The organism is Marinobacter xiaoshiensis (genome assembly GCF_031631795.1).
Classification (GTDB): domain Bacteria; phylum Pseudomonadota; class Gammaproteobacteria; order Pseudomonadales; family Oleiphilaceae; genus Marinobacter; species Marinobacter xiaoshiensis.
On sequence record NZ_JAVMBO010000007.1, the window covers coordinates 303,449 to 323,226 of the forward strand.

At 52.0% G+C, this 19,778-nt stretch carries 20 protein-coding genes; 14 read left to right on the plus strand and 6 right to left on the minus strand.

The genetic code is table 11. The annotated features are described in order from the left end of the window. Positions 1-11 precede the first annotated feature (11 nt). Positions 12-182, plus strand: a complete 171-nt coding sequence (locus RKA07_RS05175) for a type II toxin-antitoxin system YafQ family toxin (RefSeq protein ID WP_310965782.1) — start codon at positions 12-14, stop codon at positions 180-182. A gap of 157 nt (positions 183-339) precedes the next feature. On the opposite strand, the gene RKA07_RS05180 is transcribed toward RKA07_RS05175, so the two are convergent. Next, on the minus strand, positions 340-2,523 hold the full coding sequence (locus tag RKA07_RS05180; RefSeq protein ID WP_310965783.1) for a flagellin N-terminal helical domain-containing protein: 2,184 nt from the start codon (positions 2,521-2,523) through the stop codon (positions 340-342). A gap of 249 nt (positions 2,524-2,772) precedes the next feature. On the opposite strand from RKA07_RS05180, the gene RKA07_RS05185 reads away from it, so the two are divergent. From RKA07_RS05185 to RKA07_RS05215, 7 genes are all read left to right on the plus strand, one after another. Beyond that, complete coding sequence (locus RKA07_RS05185) at positions 2,773-3,261, plus strand: type II toxin-antitoxin system RelE/ParE family toxin (RefSeq protein ID WP_310965784.1); 489 nt, start codon at positions 2,773-2,775, stop codon at positions 3,259-3,261. Continuing rightward, positions 3,248-3,571 carry a helix-turn-helix domain-containing protein gene (locus RKA07_RS05190; protein WP_310965785.1) on the plus strand — a complete coding sequence of 108 codons (324 nt, stop codon included), beginning with the start codon at positions 3,248-3,250 and terminating at the stop codon, positions 3,569-3,571. The genes RKA07_RS05185 and RKA07_RS05190 overlap by 14 nt, the downstream gene beginning before the upstream one ends. A 228-nt stretch (positions 3,572-3,799) precedes the next feature. After that, the gene (locus RKA07_RS05195; RefSeq protein ID WP_310965786.1) at positions 3,800-5,311 is read left to right on the plus strand and encodes a flagellin N-terminal helical domain-containing protein; all 1,512 of its coding nucleotides are present in this window, start codon (positions 3,800-3,802) and stop codon (positions 5,309-5,311) included. Positions 5,312-5,381: 70 nt separating this feature from the next. Further along, positions 5,382-5,816 (plus strand): flagellar protein FlaG, encoded by a 435-nt coding sequence (locus RKA07_RS05200; protein WP_310965787.1) that lies wholly within the window; start codon positions 5,382-5,384, stop codon positions 5,814-5,816. A gap of 260 nt (positions 5,817-6,076) precedes the next feature. Then, positions 6,077-8,074: a flagellar filament capping protein FliD gene (fliD, locus tag RKA07_RS05205; protein WP_310965788.1), complete on the plus strand. Its 1,998-nt coding sequence runs from the start codon at positions 6,077-6,079 to the stop codon at positions 8,072-8,074. 33 nt (positions 8,075-8,107) lie between these two features. Then, on the plus strand, positions 8,108-8,509 hold the full coding sequence (gene fliS, locus RKA07_RS05210; protein WP_310965789.1) for a flagellar export chaperone FliS: 402 nt from the start codon (positions 8,108-8,110) through the stop codon (positions 8,507-8,509). 232 nt (positions 8,510-8,741) lie between these two features. Beyond that, on the plus strand, positions 8,742-9,953 hold the full coding sequence (locus tag RKA07_RS05215) for an argininosuccinate synthase (RefSeq protein ID WP_310965790.1): 1,212 nt from the start codon (positions 8,742-8,744) through the stop codon (positions 9,951-9,953). Positions 9,954-9,974: 21 nt separating this feature from the next. Here RKA07_RS05215 and RKA07_RS05220 read toward each other — a convergent pair whose 3' ends face one another. Continuing rightward, positions 9,975-10,994, minus strand: a complete 1,020-nt coding sequence (locus tag RKA07_RS05220; protein WP_310965791.1) for an AraC family transcriptional regulator — start codon at positions 10,992-10,994, stop codon at positions 9,975-9,977. Positions 10,995-11,316: 322 nt separating this feature from the next. Continuing rightward, positions 11,317-12,288 carry a response regulator gene (locus tag RKA07_RS05225; protein ID WP_310965792.1) on the minus strand — a complete coding sequence of 324 codons (972 nt, stop codon included), beginning with the start codon at positions 12,286-12,288 and terminating at the stop codon, positions 11,317-11,319. Positions 12,289-12,404: 116 nt separating this feature from the next. Between RKA07_RS05225 and RKA07_RS05230 the strand changes: the two genes are divergently transcribed. Genes RKA07_RS05230 through RKA07_RS05240 form a run of 3 tightly spaced genes read left to right on the plus strand, consistent with a single transcriptional unit; the run spans position 12,405 to position 14,622 of the window. Then, positions 12,405-12,887, plus strand: coding sequence for a YajQ family cyclic di-GMP-binding protein (locus tag RKA07_RS05230; RefSeq protein ID WP_200201207.1), 483 nt, complete (start codon positions 12,405-12,407; stop codon positions 12,885-12,887). Positions 12,888-12,926: 39 nt separating this feature from the next. Beyond that, complete coding sequence (locus RKA07_RS05235) at positions 12,927-14,312, plus strand: AmpG family muropeptide MFS transporter (RefSeq protein ID WP_435404608.1); 1,386 nt, start codon at positions 12,927-12,929, stop codon at positions 14,310-14,312. Between the two features lie 4 nt (positions 14,313-14,316). Next, a complete protein-coding gene (locus RKA07_RS05240; protein WP_310965793.1) occupies positions 14,317-14,622 on the plus strand; it encodes an MGMT family protein in 306 nt (101 codons plus the stop codon). Here the strand turns inward: RKA07_RS05240 and RKA07_RS05245 are convergent. The 3 genes from RKA07_RS05245 to RKA07_RS05255 form a co-directional block, all read right to left on the minus strand. Next, entirely contained in the window at positions 14,597-15,763 is a 1,167-nt protein-coding gene (locus tag RKA07_RS05245; protein WP_310965794.1) for a type II toxin-antitoxin system HipA family toxin, read from the minus strand. The genes RKA07_RS05240 and RKA07_RS05245 overlap by 26 nt on opposite strands. Next, positions 15,753-15,926 carry a helix-turn-helix domain-containing protein gene (locus tag RKA07_RS05250; RefSeq protein WP_310965795.1) on the minus strand — a complete coding sequence of 58 codons (174 nt, stop codon included), beginning with the start codon at positions 15,924-15,926 and terminating at the stop codon, positions 15,753-15,755. Before RKA07_RS05250 ends, RKA07_RS05245 begins: the two co-directional genes overlap by 11 nt. 141 nt (positions 15,927-16,067) lie before the next feature. Further along, positions 16,068-16,829: an SDR family oxidoreductase gene (locus tag RKA07_RS05255; RefSeq protein ID WP_310965796.1), complete on the minus strand. Its 762-nt coding sequence runs from the start codon at positions 16,827-16,829 to the stop codon at positions 16,068-16,070. 91 nt (positions 16,830-16,920) lie between these two features. Here RKA07_RS05255 and RKA07_RS05260 point away from each other — a divergent pair, with 91 nt between their 5' ends. The 3 genes from RKA07_RS05260 to groL all read left to right on the plus strand — a co-directional run bounded on the left by RKA07_RS05260 (position 16,921) and on the right by groL (position 19,675). Next, on the plus strand, positions 16,921-17,463 hold the full coding sequence (locus tag RKA07_RS05260) for an FxsA family protein (protein ID WP_200201202.1): 543 nt from the start codon (positions 16,921-16,923) through the stop codon (positions 17,461-17,463). 193 nt (positions 17,464-17,656) lie between these two features. After that, the gene (gene groES, locus RKA07_RS05265; protein ID WP_100639400.1) at positions 17,657-17,944 is read left to right on the plus strand and encodes a co-chaperone GroES; all 288 of its coding nucleotides are present in this window, start codon (positions 17,657-17,659) and stop codon (positions 17,942-17,944) included. A gap of 78 nt (positions 17,945-18,022) precedes the next feature. Next, positions 18,023-19,675, plus strand: coding sequence for a chaperonin GroEL (groL, locus tag RKA07_RS05270; RefSeq protein ID WP_200369177.1), 1,653 nt, complete (start codon positions 18,023-18,025; stop codon positions 19,673-19,675). Positions 19,676-19,778 lie beyond the last annotated feature (103 nt).

Genomic DNA, 19,778 nt, shown 5'->3' on the forward strand with positions numbered 1-19,778 from the left:
GCGTTATTTCAGTGCTGCAGCGTGGTGGGTCACTAGACGAGAAACATGTTGATCATCCGCTTGCCGGTAATGGGCAAGGCTTCAGAGATTGCCATGTTAAGCCAGACCTTGTGTTGATCTACAGAGTTAGCGGTGCTGTTCTGCAACTCGCCAGAATTGGCAGCCATAGCGAACTGTTTTGATGGCCTTGCCGTGTTCAGCATCGAATCTATGCTGACGGGCAACGCTCGGCAAACTGCTGCCTGACTCTACCAAGCACCGTGAACGAATAATTCATACAGATAAAACGCAAAAAGCCCGACTCGGAAAATCCGAGCCGGGCGTTTTCGTGCTGGGCTATTAACCCTGCAGCAACTGCAACACCTGCTGCGGCCGAGCATTGGCCTGAGCCAATACCGAGAGGCCAGCCTGCTGGAGCACCTGGGTGCGGGCCAGTTCGGCGGATTCTGCGGCGAAGTCGGCATCGCGGATACGGCTGTTGGAGGCCGAGAGGTTTTCAGAGGTGGTTGCCAGGTTCGCGATGGTGGACTCGAAGCGGTTCTGTACGGCACCGAGTTCTGCGCGGAAGCCGTTGATGGTGTCGATGGCGTAGTCGACGGCGATCATGGCGAGGTCGGCTCCTTCAGGAGTTGAAATATCAATGTCATTCATCGATTTGGTGTCGTTTGCGACAGTTGCTGTTACGGATTGGATTGTCTCTGCTGTGTCGTAGATCCCATTGCCATCAAGGTCGGCGTGAATATTGATGGTAAACGGTTCGCCAAATTGAGATGAAAATAGAATTTCATCGTTGTTTGCATTGAGGTTTGCATTAATTCCAGTGTCATTCGATTTTGCATTAATTTGGCTGACTATGTCCTCAAGGGATGTCAGGCCGTCAAAAGAGTAGGCTGTTCCATTGATATCGACGTTAAAATTGTAAGATTCGCCGTCAGCAAAACTTTCAGACAAGGTTAGTGTGTCTGCAAACGGGATCGGGTTGGTGGACGAGACGGCATTTACGGTTCCGTTATCTTCGGCATTAAAGCTGGTAACAGCATAAGCGTTACCAGTATCGCTGTTGACGACCTCCAGCGTTGAACCGTTAACTGAAACACTAAGTTGTGTTTGCCCTGCATTCGTCAGCGCTGAGGTAATGCTGCTGGCCAGAGAGCCAATGTTGTTTGCGCCATTGGCCGCTAAGGTAAAGCTTACGGGGTTACCGTTTATTTCTAGTGAGCCTGTAACACCAGAGGCGAAATTAAAGCTGGAAATATTACCGGTCAGTTGCGACTTCCTTTCAACGAGGGTGCCTGCTGAGAGTGTGAAATCCAGTGTATTGGTGGTAGTCGGGCCTGTGGTATCCACTGCTTTTACGTTGCTGAGCTGGTAAATGGAGTCGGATGTTTTGTTGCGGATGTCGATGGCGGTGCCGTTCACTACCGCCTCAAGCTTACTATCCAGATTGTCGATGGCGAGTTGGGAGTTGATCTGGTCACGGAGGTCGGCGATGTTATTCCCGCCAGTCATCGTAGTAGTGAACGAGCCCGTGCCCCCGGTGCCGTCGTTGTAATCGAAGGAGACCGTCGTGTCGCTCGTCAGATTCAATGCTGCCAGGCCACTTGTGGAGAGCAGTTGTTGGTCATTGGGGGTAAATGTTGCTGTCAATAAAGGGGCAGTGTCGATACCGGTAACAGTCTGCTTCGTGCCAGTGCCGTCATCAATGGAAATGTCAGCCGAAACTGGGGTGCTCTCGGTGTTCGACAGTACGATAGATGTGAGGTCATCAGAGACTGCTGCACTAAGGCCGGTGAGGTTGCCATTGCCGGTAATGGCACTGTTTATAGCAGTTGCAAGGGAGCCAATATCAGAAATAGTGCTGGTGTCAACGGATAGCACTTGGCCATCCAGGGTTATATCTGCACTTAGAGATGGTGCTCCAAGGTTCAGGCTTGAAACATCAAGTGAGATTGCTCCTGCCTCTCCTTGAGAAACGATATAGTCAGATAGGTTGCTTGTTTCTTTTATAATAGAACCAATTTGACTTCCCCGCGAGTCAAGCCCACTAATACCAATAGTCTCTCCCGTATTCGCGCCAACTTGGAAGGTCTGCACCCCAAAAGTGCCATCCAGAACCTTCAAACCGTTAAACGATGTTTGACTGGCAATGCGGTTAATTTCTTCAACGCGCTGCTGAACTTCCTGATTCAGTGCTTGACGGTCAGAAATACTGTTAGTGGCGTTCGCAGCTTGTACGGACAGCTCTCGAATCCGTTGCAGGTTGTTGGTGATCTCATCCATCGCCCCTTCAGCCGTTTGGGCGAGAGAAATGCCGTCGTTGGCATTCCGTTGCGCCATATTCAGGCCAGATATCTGCGACTGAAACCGCTCAGAAATAGCGAGCCCAGCGGCATCGTCTTTGGCGGAGTTGATGCGGAGGCCGGATGACAGCCGTTCCAAAGCTACGTTGGCAGCGCCTTGAGATGCGTTCAAGTTGCGCTGGGCGTTCAGCGAGGCGATGTTGGTATTAATGACCTGTGGCATATCCAATCTCCCTACTCATGGGTGCCGGGTCACGCTGCTGAATAGTGGTTGAGGCAGCATACCGGCAATAAATTCGTTAAATGGCCGTTTGTAGGGAAGCTAAGCGAAGTGTGTGCCAGTTTTCAGGTTTTACTTTTAAGTAATTGTTTAAGTTGGTTATGTTTTATATATAGGAAGTGGCTAGAAATGTGCGAGCCACTTTTTTGTCATGTTTAACAGGAAGCTCATTGCCGCTTTTGGTTAACGAATGTGTGGTTCTGGAAAGGCGCGCATTTTGTCTGCCAGCGCGAGGCTCCGCTGCTCGTTCTTTTTAATTCGAACGTTTCACTGTGTCCCACTCAGTGGTATATTTACCTGATGAAAAGGATTTTCAAAACGAAAACATTCTTGCGCTGGATGCGTAAAAACAATCTGTCTGACGACACGCTGCGCTTGGCTGTGACCGAGATGGACGACGGGTTGATCGACGCGGATCTCGGCGGTGGTGTCGTAAAAAAGCGAGTGGCGATACCAGGCCATGGCAAGCGTGGTGGAGCCAGAACAATCATTGCTACTAATTTTGGCGATAGGTGGTTTTTTCTGTTCGCATTTGCAAAGAACGAACGAGCGAATGTTTCTCGAGCGGAACTGAGGGCCCTTCAGGAAATGGCAATTGATTTTCTGGGACTGGATGACCAAAGCTTGAAAGAAGCCCTGCAAGCAGGGGTGTTAACGGAGATTAAATATGGCAACCACTGAAAATAGGAGCCGTATGCTTGACGAGGTTCGCGAGGTAGCGGGAGATCTCCACAAAGCGGGCCTTATCAGCAAGCGCCGCTTGGAAGAGTATGATGCGCTATGCCAAATGGATGATAGCCAACTGCCCGCCCCGGATATTCGAGAATTACGTCAAAAAGCGCAAATGAGCCAGTCTGTCTTTGCGGCTGTTTTGAATGTCAGTGTTTCATCAGTACAAAAGTGGGAGACTGGTGAGAAAAAGCCATCCGGCGCTTCGCTAAAGCTGTTGAACCTGGTTAAGCGAAAGGGTGTCGAGGTCTTGCTTTACTGATTGCTGGGTGTGCCTATCGGTGTCTGAGGGTAAGTGCCGTGGCTGAAAGCGACTCTCCGGTTCCCGCCAAATTCATGTTTTACATTCCTTTACAAAGTTCTTGGCTTTTTTCCTAAAGCAACCGAATCAGGTGCCGTTAAGTGAAGTAACAGGGCGGCGCTCCAAACCCGAAAAGAGAACGCCTGACCTTAACCACGAAATAACGACATCTGTCGAAGGGGAAGCATAATGGCTCTCGGAATTAACACTAACGTCGCTTCATTGAATGCTCAGAACCAATTGAGCAAGTCTCAGGGCATGAACGATCAGGCACTGCAGCGTTTGTCTTCTGGTCTGCGCATCAACTCGGCTAAAGACGATGCTGCTGGTCTTGCTATCTCTACTCGCTTTTCTGCACAGATTACAGGTCTAAACGTAGCGCAGCGGAATGCCAACGATGGCATTTCTTTGGCGCAGACTGCAGAAGGTGCATTGAACGAGATCACTAACAACCTGCAGCGGATTCGGGAGCTGGCGGTTCAGTCGGCCAACGCCACTAACAGTGAATCTGATCGCCAAGCCTTGAATGATGAAGTCACGCAGCGCCTAGAAGAAATTGATCGTATTTCAAGTCAGACAGCCTTTAACGGCTTGAAGGTGCTAGATGGCAGTTTTGGTAGCCAGAATTTCCAGGTAGGTGCTAATGCTGGTGAAACTATCGGTATTGATCTGAGCAAAGGAACCAAGTCTGAGCAAATTGGTTCCATCGCTAGTGAGAGCTTTACGGTTGGTGCAGCTGTAGAAGATGGCGTTAACAACTTGGCAATTCAGGTCGGCAATAATGGTTTCACAAAAGTTGCAGATTCAGAGGCTCTTCTTAAGGCTGATGGAACGACAACTCGGGAAGGCTACGGAGCTGACAGTGCTTATGCCGTCGCAGAAGCCATTAAAAGCTCTGGCGTTGAGGGGTTGACGGTATCTGCTAGCAACAAACAATCGCTTACCGTGGCAGATTTGGCAGGTGAGGCGACTAGTTCTGATTACACACTTAACATTAATGGGGTGGATGTTTTTTCCGCGACTACTGACGGTTCCGGTAATTTGACATTCAATACTGATGATCTGGCTGCAGACATAAACTCATCCTCAGGTGCCACAGGCGTATCGGCTAAGATTTCTGCTAGCGGTGAGCTGGAGCTGTCGACGCAGGATGGCCGTTCTATTGAGATTACGCAGGATGTTGCTGGTGGGGCTCTTAGTGATGCCGCTACTGGTATTACCGACGCAGGGGCGACAGTGGGTAATAATTCTGCGGCAGCCTTGATCGGCGACGTTAAGTTCTCCGGCGCAGAGAAAATCACACTGCAGTCAACTAATGATCAACTTCAGGCTGTGTTTACGGACGCCGCTGCAGTTGGAGTTGATTCAGTAGATGTGAACACGAAAGAGGGTATGGATAAGGTTGATATTAGCACCGTTGCGGGTGCTAATGATGCGATTTTGAGAGTCGATTCCGCTCTGGATTCGGTTAACAGCCTTCGCGGCGAACTCGGTGCAATCCAAAACCGCTTCGAGTCCACCATCGCTAACTTGGGTACGTCCGTAGAGAACCTCAGCGCCTCCAACAGCCGTATCCTGGACGCTGACTTCGCCGCAGAGACTGCCAACCTGGCTAAGTCTCAGGTACTACAGCAGGCTGGTATCTCCGTGCTGGCACAGGCGAACGCCCGTCCGCAGCAGGTTCTGTCCCTCCTGCAGTAAGGGATTAACGGTAACAACCGGAACCTTCGGGTTCCGGTTTTACGCCGTTTGAGTATAGCGAGGTAAAGCTATGAATGACGTTAACCTGAACAGTCCGGATCTCAAACTGGTGCGCCCCGGTGCCCAGACTCCGGCCAAGGCAATGTCGTCATCTCAGGCCGAGGGCAGAAAGGCCCCTGACCTTGTTGCTTCATCTGCCGGTACCCGCCAGGTTCAGAATACCCAGGTTGCAAACGAAGCCTCCAAAGCTGAAAAGCTGAAGGAGCGTAGCGAAACGCAACGGGAAGAACTGGGTCAAGCGGTTAGCCAGCTGAACGATTTTGTTCAGAATGTGCAACGGGATCTTCAGTTTGAGGTGGATAATGAATCCGGGAAGACCATCGTGAAAGTGGTTGACCAGTCTACCCAGAAAGTGATTCGCCAGATGCCGGATGAAGTAGCTTTGAGGTTGGCAGAGAAATTGCAGCAGGATGAACCGCTGACGTTGTTTAACATTAAAGTGTAAAAGCTTGCCGCTTTTGCGCGGATGATAACAATGGTATTTCAGCACCGCCGCACCTGAGAGGGTTCGGCGGTGTTTTTGGTTTTGGGGTGCCCCCTCTCCCCTAGCCCCTCTCCCGCAGGGGGAGAGGGGGATAAAAATAAGCATTACGAGGTGTTACAAAATAATGCTGAAAGGGGCAAAGTTTTGCCGCTTGCGGCCGTTAAACAGAATATAGGTTAAACTGAGCACAAAGTGATCAGCCCCTTTAAGGAGGCATCGGTATGGCAGGTATTTCATCACTGGGAATCGGGTCTGGCGTTCTGACGTCTGATCTGGTGGATCAGTTGGTTGCGGCAGAACGTGCACCGACTGAAAACCGGTTAACCCAGAAAACCCAGCAATCAGAAGCAATGCTCTCTGCCTATGGCAAGTTGCGCAGCGCCATTACTGAGTTGCGCCTGCCTATGCGCCAGCTAAGCTCTGCAGATAATCTGAAAGCTTTCTCCGCTACATCTTCCAATGAAAATATCGGTGTTTCTGTAGACAGCACCAAAGCCAGCCGCGGTAGTTATAGCCTGAATGTAACCAGCTTGGCTTCGGCTCAGGCTCTGGCCTCTCAAGCCGTATTCGCAGACAGAGACACAGCCAGTGTGGGGCAGGGCAGCTTGCAGTTGTCGGTGGGTGACAAGGTTACCAATATTACCATTGATGGCAGCAACAATACGCTTCAGGGCATGGCCAATGCCATTAACGAAGCGAATGCCGGTGTGTCTGCAGGCATCATTGATACCGGCAACGGTTATCAATTGGTGATGTCGGCGGATGAAACCGGCGTGGCCAATTCGGTGAGCATTTCAGCCACAGAAGAGGTGGGTGCAGAAGGTTTGGCGCGCTTTGCATTCGATGTTGCGGACCCTACAGCCAACCCGGATATGAAACAAACCATTGCTGCCAGTGATGCGGTAATGGAGATCAACGGCATTGAAGTTACCCGCTCATCCAACAGTTTTGAGAATGTGATTGATGGTCTTTCTTTCGACATCAAGGAAACAGGTACTTCTACCGTAACCGTTAGCCAAGATGTGGGCGCGGTAACCGACCGTGTTCAGGGTTTTGTTGATAAATTCAACGCGCTGCAGTCCACCATTGACGGCCTTGCCGGCTTCAACAGCGACGCGGGTGTGGGTGGTTTACTTACAGGCGATAGCACGGTGCGTGCGCTTCAAGGGCAGTTGCGACAAGTTCTTACGGGCGTGGTGCCAGGGTTGGAAAATGCCAATGTGCGCAGTTTGGCAGACGTCGGCATTTCCACCGACCCTAAAACCGGTGCTTTGGAATTCGACCGTGAAGCATTTGAAACCCAACTTAAGAACAACCCAGATGATGTTACGGCACTTTTTGCGGAGCAGGGCAGAGCCACCGATAGCCAGGTAGAGTTTGTTCGCAGTGGTATCAATACTCAGGCAGGCAAATACGATATTAATGTTACCCAGGCTGCGACCCGGGGAAGTTTGAATTACGCGGCTGCCGATACGGGAACCGTAACGGTTATGGCGGGCAACCGGTTTACCTTTGAGGTAGATGGTGAAACTCAGGTGAGCGTGTTTTTGGAAAACGCACCTGATGGCTCGCCTCTCTCCGGCGCGGGGGATGACTTTACTGGAGCAGAGTTCGCCGCCGCTATACAGCAGGCTTTGGATAGCAGTAGTGAGCTAAAAGCTGCAGATCGTTCTGTGCAGGTTTCATGGGATGCTACGGATGGGCTCACGTTTACTTCGGGGAACTATGGTGCCGAGTCTAATGTTAGGTTGACCGGTGCGCTGAATGCGCCGAGCTTGAACTCTAAAGATGGCGTTGCGGGCACAGACGTTGCTGGAACCATTAATGGCCAGGTTGCTAAGGGTGATGGCCAGGTGCTGTATCTGGGTAGTGACGCAGGCCCTGCATCTGGCATTCAAGTACGTATCTTGGGCGACCAGACCGGCTCCCGCGGTTCAATCAATTTTGTGCAGGGTATTGGCAAGAGCACAGTTGATTTGGTCAACAGTTTTGTGGGTGTGGATGGCAAGATTGAAAACCGCACCAGCAGTCTAAATCGTGAACTGGAAAAGATTCAGGAAAGCCAGGTGAAACTGGATATTCGTATTGAATCCTACCGGGAGCGCTTGGTGAAACAATTTAGTGCTGCAGATTCGCTGATTTCCCAGCTCAACAGCACCCGAGATTACGTGACCCAGCAGCTCGACGCTCTGGCTCCGCAGAACTTCAACAAGAAGTGATACCGGCGTAGCCGGTGAGAAACGAGGTTTACGATGAAAGGCTTAAAAGCGTACCAACAGGTAAACACGCAGACCAGCATCACCGATGCTGATCCGCACAAGCTGATCCAGTTGCTTTACAACGGTGCGCTGGAGCGGATTAACATGGCCAAGGCTCGTATGCAGGCCAAAGATTTTGAAGGCAAGGGAAAGCTGATTGGCAAGGCTATTGAAATCATCGGTGGGCTCAGAAGCTTTCTGGATTTCGAAAAAGGTGGCGAATTAGCCGCACGCCTTGAGGGTTTGTACGACTACATGGAGCGTACCCTTCTGGAAGCCAGCGCCAAGAACGATATGGCGAAGCTGGATGAAGTGGCTGATCTGCTGCGCTCCATCAAAGATGGTTGGGATGGGATTCGTGAAGAGGCGGTGGGGCAGTCTGCTCAGGTTGGTTGAGGTTTGAAGTAGCCTTTCCCCCTCTCCCTCGGTCCCTCTCCCGCAAGGGGAGAGGGAAGGTACTCCCCATGACTCAGGCGGCAGTCTTTAGCCCCTCGCCCCTGGCGGGAGAGGGGTTGGGGAGAGGGGGCTAATGCCCCTCCTATCGTCCCAATAGCCAACTCCCCCACCATCCCGTACAATACGTCACTTCTTTTCAATACATCCATTCTATTCAGTCTGGAGCTCAGACATGTCTGATATCAAAAAGGTAGTGCTGGCCTATTCCGGCGGCCTGGATACTTCCGTTATCGTTCGGTGGTTGCAGGATACATATAACTGTGAGGTGGTAACCTTCACCGCCGACATCGGCCAGGGCGAGGAAGTTGAGCCCGCGCGTGCTAAGGCAGAAGCCTTGGGCGTGAAGGAAATTTACATTGAGGACCTGCGTGAAGAGTTTGTGCGCGATTACGTATTCCCGATGTTCCGTGCTAACACTATTTATGAAGGCGAGTACCTGCTGGGTACGTCTATTGCGCGCCCTCTGATTGCCAAGCGTTTGATTGATATTGCCAACAAAACCGGTGCCGATGCGATTTCCCACGGCGCGACGGGTAAGGGAAACGATCAAGTTCGTTTCGAGCTGGGTGCTTATGCGCTTAAGCCAGGTGTTAAGGTTATCGCGCCTTGGCGTGAATGGGATCTGAACTCCCGTGAGAAGCTGCTGGCGTACTGTGCCGAGCGTAATATTCAGGTAGATATGAAGAAGGGCAAGTCGCCTTACTCCATGGATGCTAACCTGCTGCACATTTCTTATGAAGGGATGAATCTGGAAGATCCTTGGTCAGAAGCTGAGGACGATATGTGGCGCTGGAGTGTGTCTCCGGAAGCTGCTCCGGATAAGCCGACCTACATCGAGCTTACCTACCGCAAGGGCGATATTGTTGCCGTTGACGGTGTGGAGATGAAGGCCCACGAAGTGCTGGAGAACCTGAACAAGGTGGCTGGCGCTAACGGTATTGGCCGTTTGGATATTGTTGAGAACCGCTACGTGGGCATGAAGTCCCGCGGCTGTTATGAGACTCCGGGCGGCACGATTATGCTGCGCGCGCACCGTGCGATTGAGTCCATCACTCTGGACCGCGAAGTTGCGCACCTGAAAGACAGCCTGATGCCGCGCTATGCCGAGGTTATCTACAACGGCTACTGGTGGTCACCTGAGCGTGAAGCGCTGCAGGCGTTGATCGACCAGACTCAGGAATACGTGAATGGCGTTGTTCGCCTGAAGCTATACAAAGGCAACGTCGATGTAGTTGGCCGTAAGTCTGAAGATTCTCTGTTCGATGAAACCATCGCGACCTTTGAAGAAGATCACGGTGCATACGATCAGAAAGATGCAGAAGGCTTCATCAAGCTGAACGCTCTGCGCCTGCGGATTGCTGCGGGTAAAGGCCGTAAGCTTTAAGGCTAGGCCCAAGTCGTAAAATTAAGTAGTAGGCGCCCGGAATTCTCCGGGCGTCTTTCCCGCTACCGCTTTGAATTTACGGTGAAACGAGGTGGTTTCGCTGTAGCCCAACCGCAATGCAATGTCTGGAATGCTCAGATCACTGTTCAGCAAATAATCTTCCGCCATTTTCTGGCGCACCTCATCCAGTAACTTCTGGTAAGAAACCCCCTCCTGGCTCAGCTTCCGCTGCAGGGTTCTGCTCGTTATTCCTAAATCATCCGCCACCATGTCTTGCCGGGTTATGCCGTGCATCAGCTGTTGTTGAATGCTTTGCTTTACCTGCGATGTCAGGTCTGTATCTGTATCCAGTGAAGCCAGCTGGGTGAGGGCGTGGGCTTCCAGGGTTTTTCGCAGCATGGGGTCTGGCTGTCGCAGGCGAGTTTCCAGTAGTTCCTTTTTGAGGCTGATGGAATCCACGTCAGCACCAAACTGCACAGGGCAGTTCCAACGATTCAGGTAGGCTTGTTCGAGCTCACTGCCGGGTGATTGTCGCATCAGGCGCACATGGGTGGGGGAGGCCGTCTCATCATCAGCTAGCCACCGAGCGTAGTTGATCCAGGAGGCAAACACGTTGTCGATAACCTGTGGTCGCACAACCGGGTCGTTGTAGTTGCAGTTCCAAATGAGCTTTATGGAATCCTTATCCATAGCCAATGCGGTTGTGCCCATGTCGCCTACGAGCTTTTCAAAGGGCGCAATGCGGGCCACGGCTTCCCCCAGGGTTACGCAACTCATGGTGATGTAGCCCAGCACGCTGTAGGAGCCTGGCTGCACAAAGTCGCCGGTTTCCAACCCGAGTATGGGGTTGCTGGTGAGTTCGCAGAGTAAAAGAATGAAGTGCTGAAACTGGTCGCCGTTTATCCGGCCATCGTCAGAACCCAGAATGGCGGGGTCAAGGCCTGCTTTAGTGAACAGCGCAGAGGTGTCGGCACCAATGGATTCGGCGGCACGCACATACTGGCGCAGGGCAGCAACGGAGGCAGTTCCTAGGTTTGTCATGATGGGTTTGTCACGATTACAGCACGGTTGTTTATAGGTGTTATCGGGGGAGTATAACGAAACTTGTGCTGAACAACTTAAACGAATGGTTTGCGGGGAGCAAAAAACAAAAAGGCCAGCATAAGAGCTGGCCTAAAGAGAGAGAACAAACGAAAGTGCCTGAAAAATTCGTTAATTCGGTGGATTCCCATTTGACGGCGGAGGTACAACACGGCTCCTCCGCCATGGGGGATACTGCTTAAATCCACAATCTCAGAATAGGGCTTTCGCTGGTCTGTGTCTGTGCGTGATGTGTGTCTCAGTGTTACATATTGTTCCCGGCTCAGGCGTTTGCACCTATCTCCGGCACAGTTTCAGTAAAGCGCCTTGTTTCGTAGGCATCTACAAGGCCGTGTACAGCCGCTTGTTCCATATCCCGAATGGAGGGCGTTCCGTTTTGGGCGTCGGCTTTGCAGAGCACCATGCCGGCCTCTACTGAAATGTACCCGGCCGTTGTTTTCAGTGCTTTGTGGTTAATGCCATCGAATACCCGGCGAAACGCCGTGGTAGTGCAGTGATCACTATTCGGAAAGTAAGCAAGGATGGCGAACTGGTTGTCGCCCACACGGCAAAGCACGTCGATGGGGCGAATCAGGGTGCTGAGCCTGCGCGCAATACCAATCGCCAGCTCAGACATTACCGTGGGAGGGTGCTTGCGTTTCAAATCCTGCCAGTTGCGAATGCCGCACAGCACATAAGCTGATGCACCGCCCCGGGATTCTGCGTGGCGAAGCATTTTGGTGAGCCTGTCGCGGCCGTACCGGTTGTTGCACAGCCCGGTTTCCAGATCGATGATGTTGCTGGATTCCAGTTCGCGGTTGTTCTCGATGAGCAGGGCGTTGGCCCGTAGCAGCGTGTTCTGGCGATCTGCCATGCGGTCTGCAGCAAAAATCCTGGGGATCAGCTGCTTGGTCATGTCGGATTTGTAAATGAAATCGTCCACGCCCCGATCAAACGCCAAAGCCAAGGCTTCTACGCTTTCACGGGCGGTCAGGAGGATCACATAGGTGTAATGATTGGTTTGTTCGTCCAGCTGGCGTACTTTGTCGGTTAGTTGTAACCCGTCCATTTCAGGCATCAACCAATCAGCAATCAGTACACTCACCGCGCGCTGTTCCATCAGCTTCAGGGCCGCAGGGGCATTGTTGGCTATGCGTACGTCGCGATATCCGGCATTTCGCAGAGTTCGGCCAACCACCATACTGCTGAATTTCGCGTCGTCTACTACGAGGATAGGGAGATCCAGATTCGGCATTGTTACCTACTTTTACCAGTCCATTGTCAGATGCGGGGATTTCCGGGGCTTGGTATGCTTGGCCCTTAATTTCAAGCAACGAGTATACTCGCTACAGCTCCTGGAGAATAACGATCATGCCTTCTTTTGACATTGTTTCTGAAATTGATATGCACGAAGTTACCAATGCGGTGGACAAAGCCAAGAAAGATCTGGGTAATCGCTGGGATTTTAAAAATGTAGATGCGGATATCGAGATGGATGATAAGGGCGTAACTGTGAGTGCTGAGCAGGAATTTCAGCTTGAGCAGTTGATCGACATTCTGCGCATGGCGTTTGCCAGCCGCGATATTGATGGTCGTGCACTTGCAGAGAACGGTGAAAGCAAATCCGGCAAACTGATCAAGCAGCATTTTGTGCTGAAACAGGGCCTTGAAACCGATATGGCAAAAAAGATCGTGAAGCTGATCAAAGAGGCCAAGTTGAAAGTGCAATCCAGCATTCAGGGTGACAAAGTGCGGGTAACCGGCAAGAAGCGGGACGATCTGCAAACCGCGATAGCCCTGCTGCGTGAGACCGAATTAGACGTACCCCTGCAGTTCAATAATTTCCGCGACTGATTCGGAGGCTCCACCATTTCAACCGGCACCCGTCTGGATTTGATCCGGGACACGCTACACACCTATACGCGCTGGCAGGTCATTGCTCTGCTGTTTCTCGGCTTTTCGGCCGGGTTGCCGTTTTTGCTGGTTTTCTCCACGTTGAACGCCCGGCTTGCCGATGTGGGTGTAGAAACGGCCACTATTGGCTTTTTCAGTTGGCTGGGGATTACCTATTCCATCAAGGTATTTTGGGCGCCGGTTGTGGATCGGCTGAAACTGCCGGTGCTGGACAGGTTGCTGGGCAAGCGCCGGAGCTGGATACTGTTCGCGCAAGCTGGTATCGCCACGGGCTTGTACCTGATGGCCCATGTGGATGCTATCGCCGTTCCGGAAACCATGGCGCTGTGCGGCTTGTTGGTGGCGTTTTCCTCTGCCACCCAGGATGTAGCCATCGATGCCTACCGCATTGAGATCGCCGAAGAGCGGTTGCAGGCGGCGCTGGCAGCAACCTATATTTTCGGGTATCGGCTGGCGCTTTTAGTGGCAGGCGCTGGGGCTCTGTATCTTGCGGAGTTCTGGTCCTGGCAGGTGTCCTATGAGGTTATGGCTGCGTTGGTGGGGGTGGGGGCCATAACGGTGCTGATTGTGAAGGAGCCGGCGGTGAATCACTTCTCAGCCGCCCAGGATATTGCCCACAAGATTGAGCAGGAAGCGGCAAAGCGAACTCACCTCAGCCCTCGAATAGCCCGTTTCGCTGGCTGGTTTTATGCTGCTGTGGCGGGGCCTTTTCTGGATTTCTTTCGCCGTTATAAAGAGCTTTCCATTGCGATTCTGTTGATGGTGGCGGTGTACCGTATTTCCGATATTGCCATGGGTGTGATGGCCAACCCCTTCTATTTGAATTTTATGGGCTTCAGCAAAACCCAGGTTGCAGATGTTACGAAAATTTTCGGATTTTTTATGACCATTGCAGGGTCTCTGGCTGGTGGCGTTCTGGTTGTGCGTTATGGTACGAGAAAAATTCTGCTGGCGGGGGCCATACTCACGGCCAGTACGAATCTTTTGTTCGTGTTTCTGGCGCAGTATCCGCCCAATCTGGCAACCCTGGCGGTTGTGGTGAGTGCCGATAATCTCAGTGGTGGTATTGCCAATGTGGCGTTGATTGCCTGGCTTTCCAGTATGACAAGTGCGTCGTTCACCGCTACGCAGTACGCGCTGTTCAGCTCTTTGATGACCCTCCCCGGAAAATTCCTGGGCGGATTCTCGGGGATGGTTGTGGCGGGCTATGGTTATGCGGAGTTCTTTCTTATAGCCGGTTTGATGGGCATTCCCGCCATTCTTCTGGCTATGTTTCTGATTCGGCAGGGTGAGAGGCTGGATGCCCTGGCGCCCGACCATTCGGGTGACGGCGGCCCGGAAACCGCCCACACAGCAAGCGGGTAAGCCCATGGAACCGGGAAAAGACCAGAAAATCTGGCAAGTTGTTATGGCAATACCCGCCGGGAAGGTTGCAAGCTATGGGCAAGTAGCGGAAATGGCCGGCCTTGGGCGCCAGGCACGCTACATTGGCCGCGCCCTTGGAAAATTGCCCCAAGGTCATGCCGTGCCCTGGTACCGTGTTATCCGCAGTAATGGGCAGATTGCTTTCCCTGAAGGCTCAGAGATTTACCAGGAACAGGTCGGTCGGCTGGAAGCTGAGGGTGTGGAAGTGGTGAATGGCCGAGTGGCTATGCGCCGGTTTCGGTGGCAATAAGGGATTGCAGGTGCTCAAGTACCTTTCGCTGTTCATTGTCAGTGGCTTGGGCAAGTCGCGTAGCCAAGTAAGGCCGTAATTTTCCCAGGGCTTTCCGGCACTCATCATAAAGCGCAGAGGCCCTGGAGGCAGTCAGTTCGCAGGCCTGTATACCGAAGCGCTCCAGTTTTTCCCTGCGCATCCATTTTTTACTGCCAGCAAGCGTTAGTGCCGGGATGTCCTGGTTTATATACACAGTGGTGCAGACGATATCGTAGGCCGGGGCAAGCCTGATGGACGCGGCATTCTCGTAGATCAAACCAAAGTTTTTCAGGTGGGCATCGCCATTCTGTAGTGCGTTACTGATCACAATCATTTTGAAGAATTGCTCCAGCGACGCTCTTTTGTTCGCGGGGCTGACAAAGGTTTTTATGGTTTTTGCAATCTGTTCGTAGCTACCCGTGTACTTGTCGTCCCGCTGTTTTGCCTGAAGGACGCACATATCCTCAAAGCCTAACGCGCTGCCATCTTCGTTGAGATCAAACCGCTTCATAATAAAGAGTGATTCGTCATCAGAGAGATGAAACTCCGGCACCGGAATACCTGCGTATTTGCAAACCAGCATGCAGCAATACTCATTCACGGCAAGGGCCGGGTAGTCTTGCCCCCAGGCCTTTATAATGAAGTCGTCCAGGCGCAACGTGGCTTTGTTCTCAAGCTGGGCCAGCACTTTGGGTTGCACGCCACTGAGCGCTGAGCGTAAAGCAAAACGTGAAACCAGTTCTTCGAACAGCCTTGGATTGTCTGAATGTAAGAGCGTATCGAGATGAAGTGGGTTGTTTTCAGGTTGATCCTGGCGGTTGTACTCGATACGCCCACGGATTGATGGGGCGAGTAGCTTCAGAAGGCCCAGGTCGTCAGTATCGGTGATTTTTGCAAACTGCTTTTTGATGGTGGAGAGTAGATAGCCTTCGGGCAGATGCATTTCAAAGATTGGGTGGAGGTAACGATGGCTGTACTCCCTTCGGCGGACAGGCATCGTGAGAGACACGAATTGATCCGGGGCAGAGCTATCATTATAGCTGAAGACAATATCCGCGGTTTCCTTGAACAGCTTCCCCGTTTGGTGGCCGTCTACACAGACATTCAGCTCACTGCTCATCCCTTAGCTCCTCAAATGTAGGGAAAGGCGATTTATCCCGAATGTTGAGTTCCTTGCCCAGGTAATCCAGAATTTTCATTACTTTTCGTATGCCAATGTCGCCCGAGCGACCATTTTCCAGCGCATTGATGGTGGCCCGGGACATGCCGAGGTGTTCAGCCATTGTTTGCTGAGACACCCCGTGTTGCTGGCGCAAAGTTGAAATAGTCTGTCCTAAGGTTTGGTAATCCATATTGCCGCCGTGTGTCTAATATACTTTACAATTTATCGTTTTTCTCTGTTTTGTAAAGTATTTTAGTCATTTCTACAGCCTCAGAGCACCATCCACTTCAATCATGCGGCCCGACAAGTAGTCGTTTTCAAAGATAAACGCAGCCGTTGAAGCAATCTCTTCGGGCGTGCCCATGCGCTTCAACGGAATGCCTGCGGTCATTTTCTCCAGTGCTTCCGGTTTCATGGAGGCGGTCATTTCTGTTTCGATGAAGCCAGGTGCAATACCCATGCAGCGGATGCCGTGGCGGGCGAGTTCTTTAGCCCATACTGGCACCAGCGCAGACACGCCGGCTTTGGCTGCAGAGTAATTGCTTTGCCCCATGTTGCCGGCGCGGGAAATGGAGGCGATGTTGATGATGGCGCCTTTGCTGCCAGTCTGGATCATCTGTGTGGCGGCTTCACGGCCACACAGGAAAACACCTGTAAGATTAACGTCGATAACCGATTGCCACTGGGATAGCTCCATGCGCTTGGTAATCTCGCCATCTTTGGTTTTCAACAGCAGGCCATCTCTCAATATGCCAGCGTTGTTAACAAGGCCGTTCAGTTGGCCGAAGTCTTTTGCAATGGCTGCAAAGGTTGCTTCTACTTCGTCTTCTTTGGCTACGTTGCACAAATAGATTTTTGCTTCAGAGCCTGCCGCTTTGCAGGCGGCTGCTGCTTCTTCCAGTTTATCCTGGGCAAGGTCAATCAGTGCCAGTTTCGCACCTTTGGCTGCCAGATATTCTGCCATTGCACGGCCAAGGCCCTGGCCGCCGCCGGTAATTGCTATAACGGAATCTTGAAGTTTCATGTTTCGCCCTAAATATAGATAACAGATGTAATCAAAAGGGCTGCGAGTATACCAGACCTTGGAATACCCAAACCCGCAACACGAGAGCCTGATGTCTATATTTTTGTTTATTTTTATTGTCATGCCGATCGCTGAAATGGCGGTACTTATTCAGGTTGGCAGCGTTATTGGCGTGTTCAATACCATCGGTTTCGTATTGCTTACTGCCGTAGTTGGCGCCTGGCTGCTTCGGCAGCAAGGGCTGGCAACTCTGTTGAAGGCCAATCAGCGCTTGAACAGCGGTGAGTTGCCGGCTAAAGAAGTGGCCGAGGGATTGATTTTGGCGGTTGGCGGCGTACTTTTACTCACCCCGGGGTTTATAACCGATGCGGTCGGCTTTTTATGCCTTCTGCCATTCAGCAGGCACTGGCTCGCCGCTCAAGCCCTGAAGCGTATGGTGGCGACCAATACAAGTGGTGGGTTTTATTTTCGTACTGGCGGTGGGCAGAACCCATTCGGTCAGGACCCCTTTGGTGACTCCGGCAATCCCTTCGGACGGCAACGCCCCTTCGACCGCGATAATAACGGCGACATTATTGAAGGGGAATACTCTGATGAGACCGAAACCAACCATGACCGCCTCGATAAAAAGTGAAAAATTTATCCGGGCAGGTGTTGAAAACCCCCACACCAGCCCCACATAGGAATCACAAGTTAGCCGCAGGCTGATACTTGCTGGAAAACAGCAGGTTACAAGCCGGGCAATTTTGTCGGGTTGCATCTGCAATCCGGCCATCAACAGCAAATGTCATTGCCACATTAATCTGACTAATTGGAGAAACCGAGCAATGAAGATTCGTCCGCTACACGATCGTGTCGTTGTACGCCGTAAAGAAGAAGAAGAGAAAACTGCAGGCGGCATTGTGCTGCCGGGTAATGCAAAAGAAAAGCCGTCTCAGGGTGAGGTAATTGCCGTGGGTAATGGTCGCATTCTGGAAAATGGCGAGACTCGTGCGCTGGCAGTCAAAGCGGGTGACACCGTGGTTTTTGGCCAATACGCCGGCAACACCGTAAAGATCGACGGTGAAGAGCTGCTCATCATGAGCGAAAGCGACATTTACGGCGTGCTTGAGTGATCGCTGAAGCAATTCGCACGAACAGTCACTAACTCGATTGATTCAACGAATTCGGTTTAACGAACAGGAATAGAACACATGTCAGCAAAAGAAGTTAAATTCGGTGATAGCGCCCGCAAGCGCATGGTTGCAGGCGTCAACGTCCTTGCAGACGCGGTTCGGGTAACTCTGGGTCCCAAGGGTCGTAACGTGGTTCTGGAGAAGTCCTTCGGCGCTCCTGTTATCACTAAAGACGGCGTATCGGTTGCCAAAGAGATCGAACTGAAAGACAAGTTCGAAAACATGGGCGCCCAAATGGTGAAGGAAGTTGCTTCCCAGGCTAACGAAACAGCTGGTGACGGTACTACTACCGCAACGGTTCTGGCTCAGGCCATCGTTAATGAAGGCGTTAAGTCTGTTACCGCCGGCATGAACCCGATGGATCTGAAGCGCGGCATCGACAAGGCTACTGCACAAGCGGTAATGGCTATTAGTGAAATGGCCAAGCCCTGCGACGACAGCCGCAGCATTGCACAGGTAGGCACCATCTCTGCTAACGGCGATGAGACCATTGGTCAGCTGATTGCTGACGCTATGGAAAAAGTTGGCAAAGAAGGCGTTATTACGGTTGAAGAAGGCCGTGGCCTGGATGATGAGCTGGACGTAGTAGAAGGCATGCAGTTCGATCGCGGCTTCCTGTCTCCGTACTTCATCAATAACCAGGACAACATGTCTGTTGAACTGGACGACCCGTACATGCTGTTGGTCGACAAGAAGATTTCCAACATCCGTGAGCTGCTCCCGGTGCTGGAAGCTGTTGCCAAAGCAGGCAAGCCGCTGATGATCATCGCTGAAGACATCGAAGGCGAAGCCCTGGCAACTCTGGTTGTGAACAACATGCGTGGCATTGTTAAAGTCGCCGCTGTTAAAGCGCCTGGCTTTGGTGATCGTCGTAAGGAAATGCTGCAGGATATCGCCATTCTGACCGGTGGTACTGTGATTTCTGAAGAAGTTGGCCTGAGCCTTGAGAACACCACTCTTGATGATCTCGGCACAGCCAAGCGCGTAAACCTGACCAAAGAAAATACCACCATCATTGACGGTGCTGGTGCACAGGCTGATATCGAAGCCCGTGTGGAGCAGGTGCGTAAGCAGATTGAAGACAGCTCTTCAGACTACGACAAAGAGAAGCTTCAGGAGCGTGTGGCCAAGCTGGCTGGCGGTGTAGCCGTCATCAAGGTGGGCGCTGGTTCTGAAGTGGAAATGAAAGAGAAGAAGGCTCGCGTTGAAGACGCCCTTCACTCTACCCGTGCCGCGGTTGAAGAAGGCATTGTACCGGGTGGCGGTGTAACTCTGATCCGCGCTATTGCTGCGCTGGATAATGTTGATGCCATCAACGAAGAGCAAAAAGCCGGTGTGAACATCCTGCGCCGTGCCATGGAAGCCCCTCTGCGTCAGATCGTTTCCAACGCTGGCGGTGAGTCTTCTGTAGTGGTTGGCAAGGTTCGCGAAGGTAAAGGCTCCTTTGGCTACAACGCTGCTACTGAAGAGTACGGCGACATGCTGGAAATGGGTATCCTGGATCCTGCCAAAGTAACCCGCTCTGCGCTGCAGGCTGCGGCATCCATAGCTTCTTTGATCATCACCACCGAGGCGATGGTTGCAGATGAGCCGGATGACGGTAAAGCTGGCGGCGGTATGCCAGACATGGGCGGAATGGGTGGAATGGGAGGTATGGGCGGCATGATGTAATGCCGGTCATAACTTGCTGATTCCGACTGCGTCTCAAATATAAAGACGTGGCCTGATCTGCCTTTCAAAACCCCGCGCCGGTTCACACTGGTGCGGGGTTTTT

What these genes read in the sequence shown, in the direction of transcription:
- RKA07_RS05180 (WP_310965783.1), bottom strand. Translation starts at nt 2,523, where the DNA reads ATGCCACAGGTCATTAATACCAACATCGCCTCGCTGAACGCCCAGCGC.
- RKA07_RS05190 (WP_310965785.1), top strand. Translation starts at nt 3,248, where the DNA reads ATGGCAACCACTGAAAATAGGAGCCGTATGCTTGACGAGGTTCGCGAG.
- RKA07_RS05195 (WP_310965786.1), top strand. Translation starts at nt 3,800, where the DNA reads ATGGCTCTCGGAATTAACACTAACGTCGCTTCATTGAATGCTCAGAAC.
- RKA07_RS05200 (WP_310965787.1), top strand. Translation starts at nt 5,382, where the DNA reads ATGAATGACGTTAACCTGAACAGTCCGGATCTCAAACTGGTGCGCCCC.
- fliD (WP_310965788.1), top strand. Translation starts at nt 6,077, where the DNA reads ATGGCAGGTATTTCATCACTGGGAATCGGGTCTGGCGTTCTGACGTCT.
- fliS (WP_310965789.1), top strand. Translation starts at nt 8,108, where the DNA reads ATGAAAGGCTTAAAAGCGTACCAACAGGTAAACACGCAGACCAGCATC.
- RKA07_RS05215 (WP_310965790.1), top strand. Translation starts at nt 8,742, where the DNA reads ATGTCTGATATCAAAAAGGTAGTGCTGGCCTATTCCGGCGGCCTGGAT.
- RKA07_RS05220 (WP_310965791.1), bottom strand. Translation starts at nt 10,994, where the DNA reads ATGACAAACCTAGGAACTGCCTCCGTTGCTGCCCTGCGCCAGTATGTG.
- RKA07_RS05225 (WP_310965792.1), bottom strand. Translation starts at nt 12,288, where the DNA reads ATGCCGAATCTGGATCTCCCTATCCTCGTAGTAGACGACGCGAAATTC.
- RKA07_RS05230 (WP_200201207.1), top strand. Translation starts at nt 12,405, where the DNA reads ATGCCTTCTTTTGACATTGTTTCTGAAATTGATATGCACGAAGTTACC.
- RKA07_RS05240 (WP_310965793.1), top strand. Translation starts at nt 14,317, where the DNA reads ATGGAACCGGGAAAAGACCAGAAAATCTGGCAAGTTGTTATGGCAATA.
- RKA07_RS05245 (WP_310965794.1), bottom strand. Translation starts at nt 15,763, where the DNA reads ATGAGCAGTGAGCTGAATGTCTGTGTAGACGGCCACCAAACGGGGAAG.
- RKA07_RS05250 (WP_310965795.1), bottom strand. Translation starts at nt 15,926, where the DNA reads ATGGCTGAACACCTCGGCATGTCCCGGGCCACCATCAATGCGCTGGAA.
- RKA07_RS05255 (WP_310965796.1), bottom strand. Translation starts at nt 16,829, where the DNA reads ATGAAACTTCAAGATTCCGTTATAGCAATTACCGGCGGCGGCCAGGGC.
- RKA07_RS05260 (WP_200201202.1), top strand. Translation starts at nt 16,921, where the DNA reads ATGTCTATATTTTTGTTTATTTTTATTGTCATGCCGATCGCTGAAATG.
- groES (WP_100639400.1), top strand. Translation starts at nt 17,657, where the DNA reads ATGAAGATTCGTCCGCTACACGATCGTGTCGTTGTACGCCGTAAAGAA.
- groL (WP_200369177.1), top strand. Translation starts at nt 18,023, where the DNA reads ATGTCAGCAAAAGAAGTTAAATTCGGTGATAGCGCCCGCAAGCGCATG.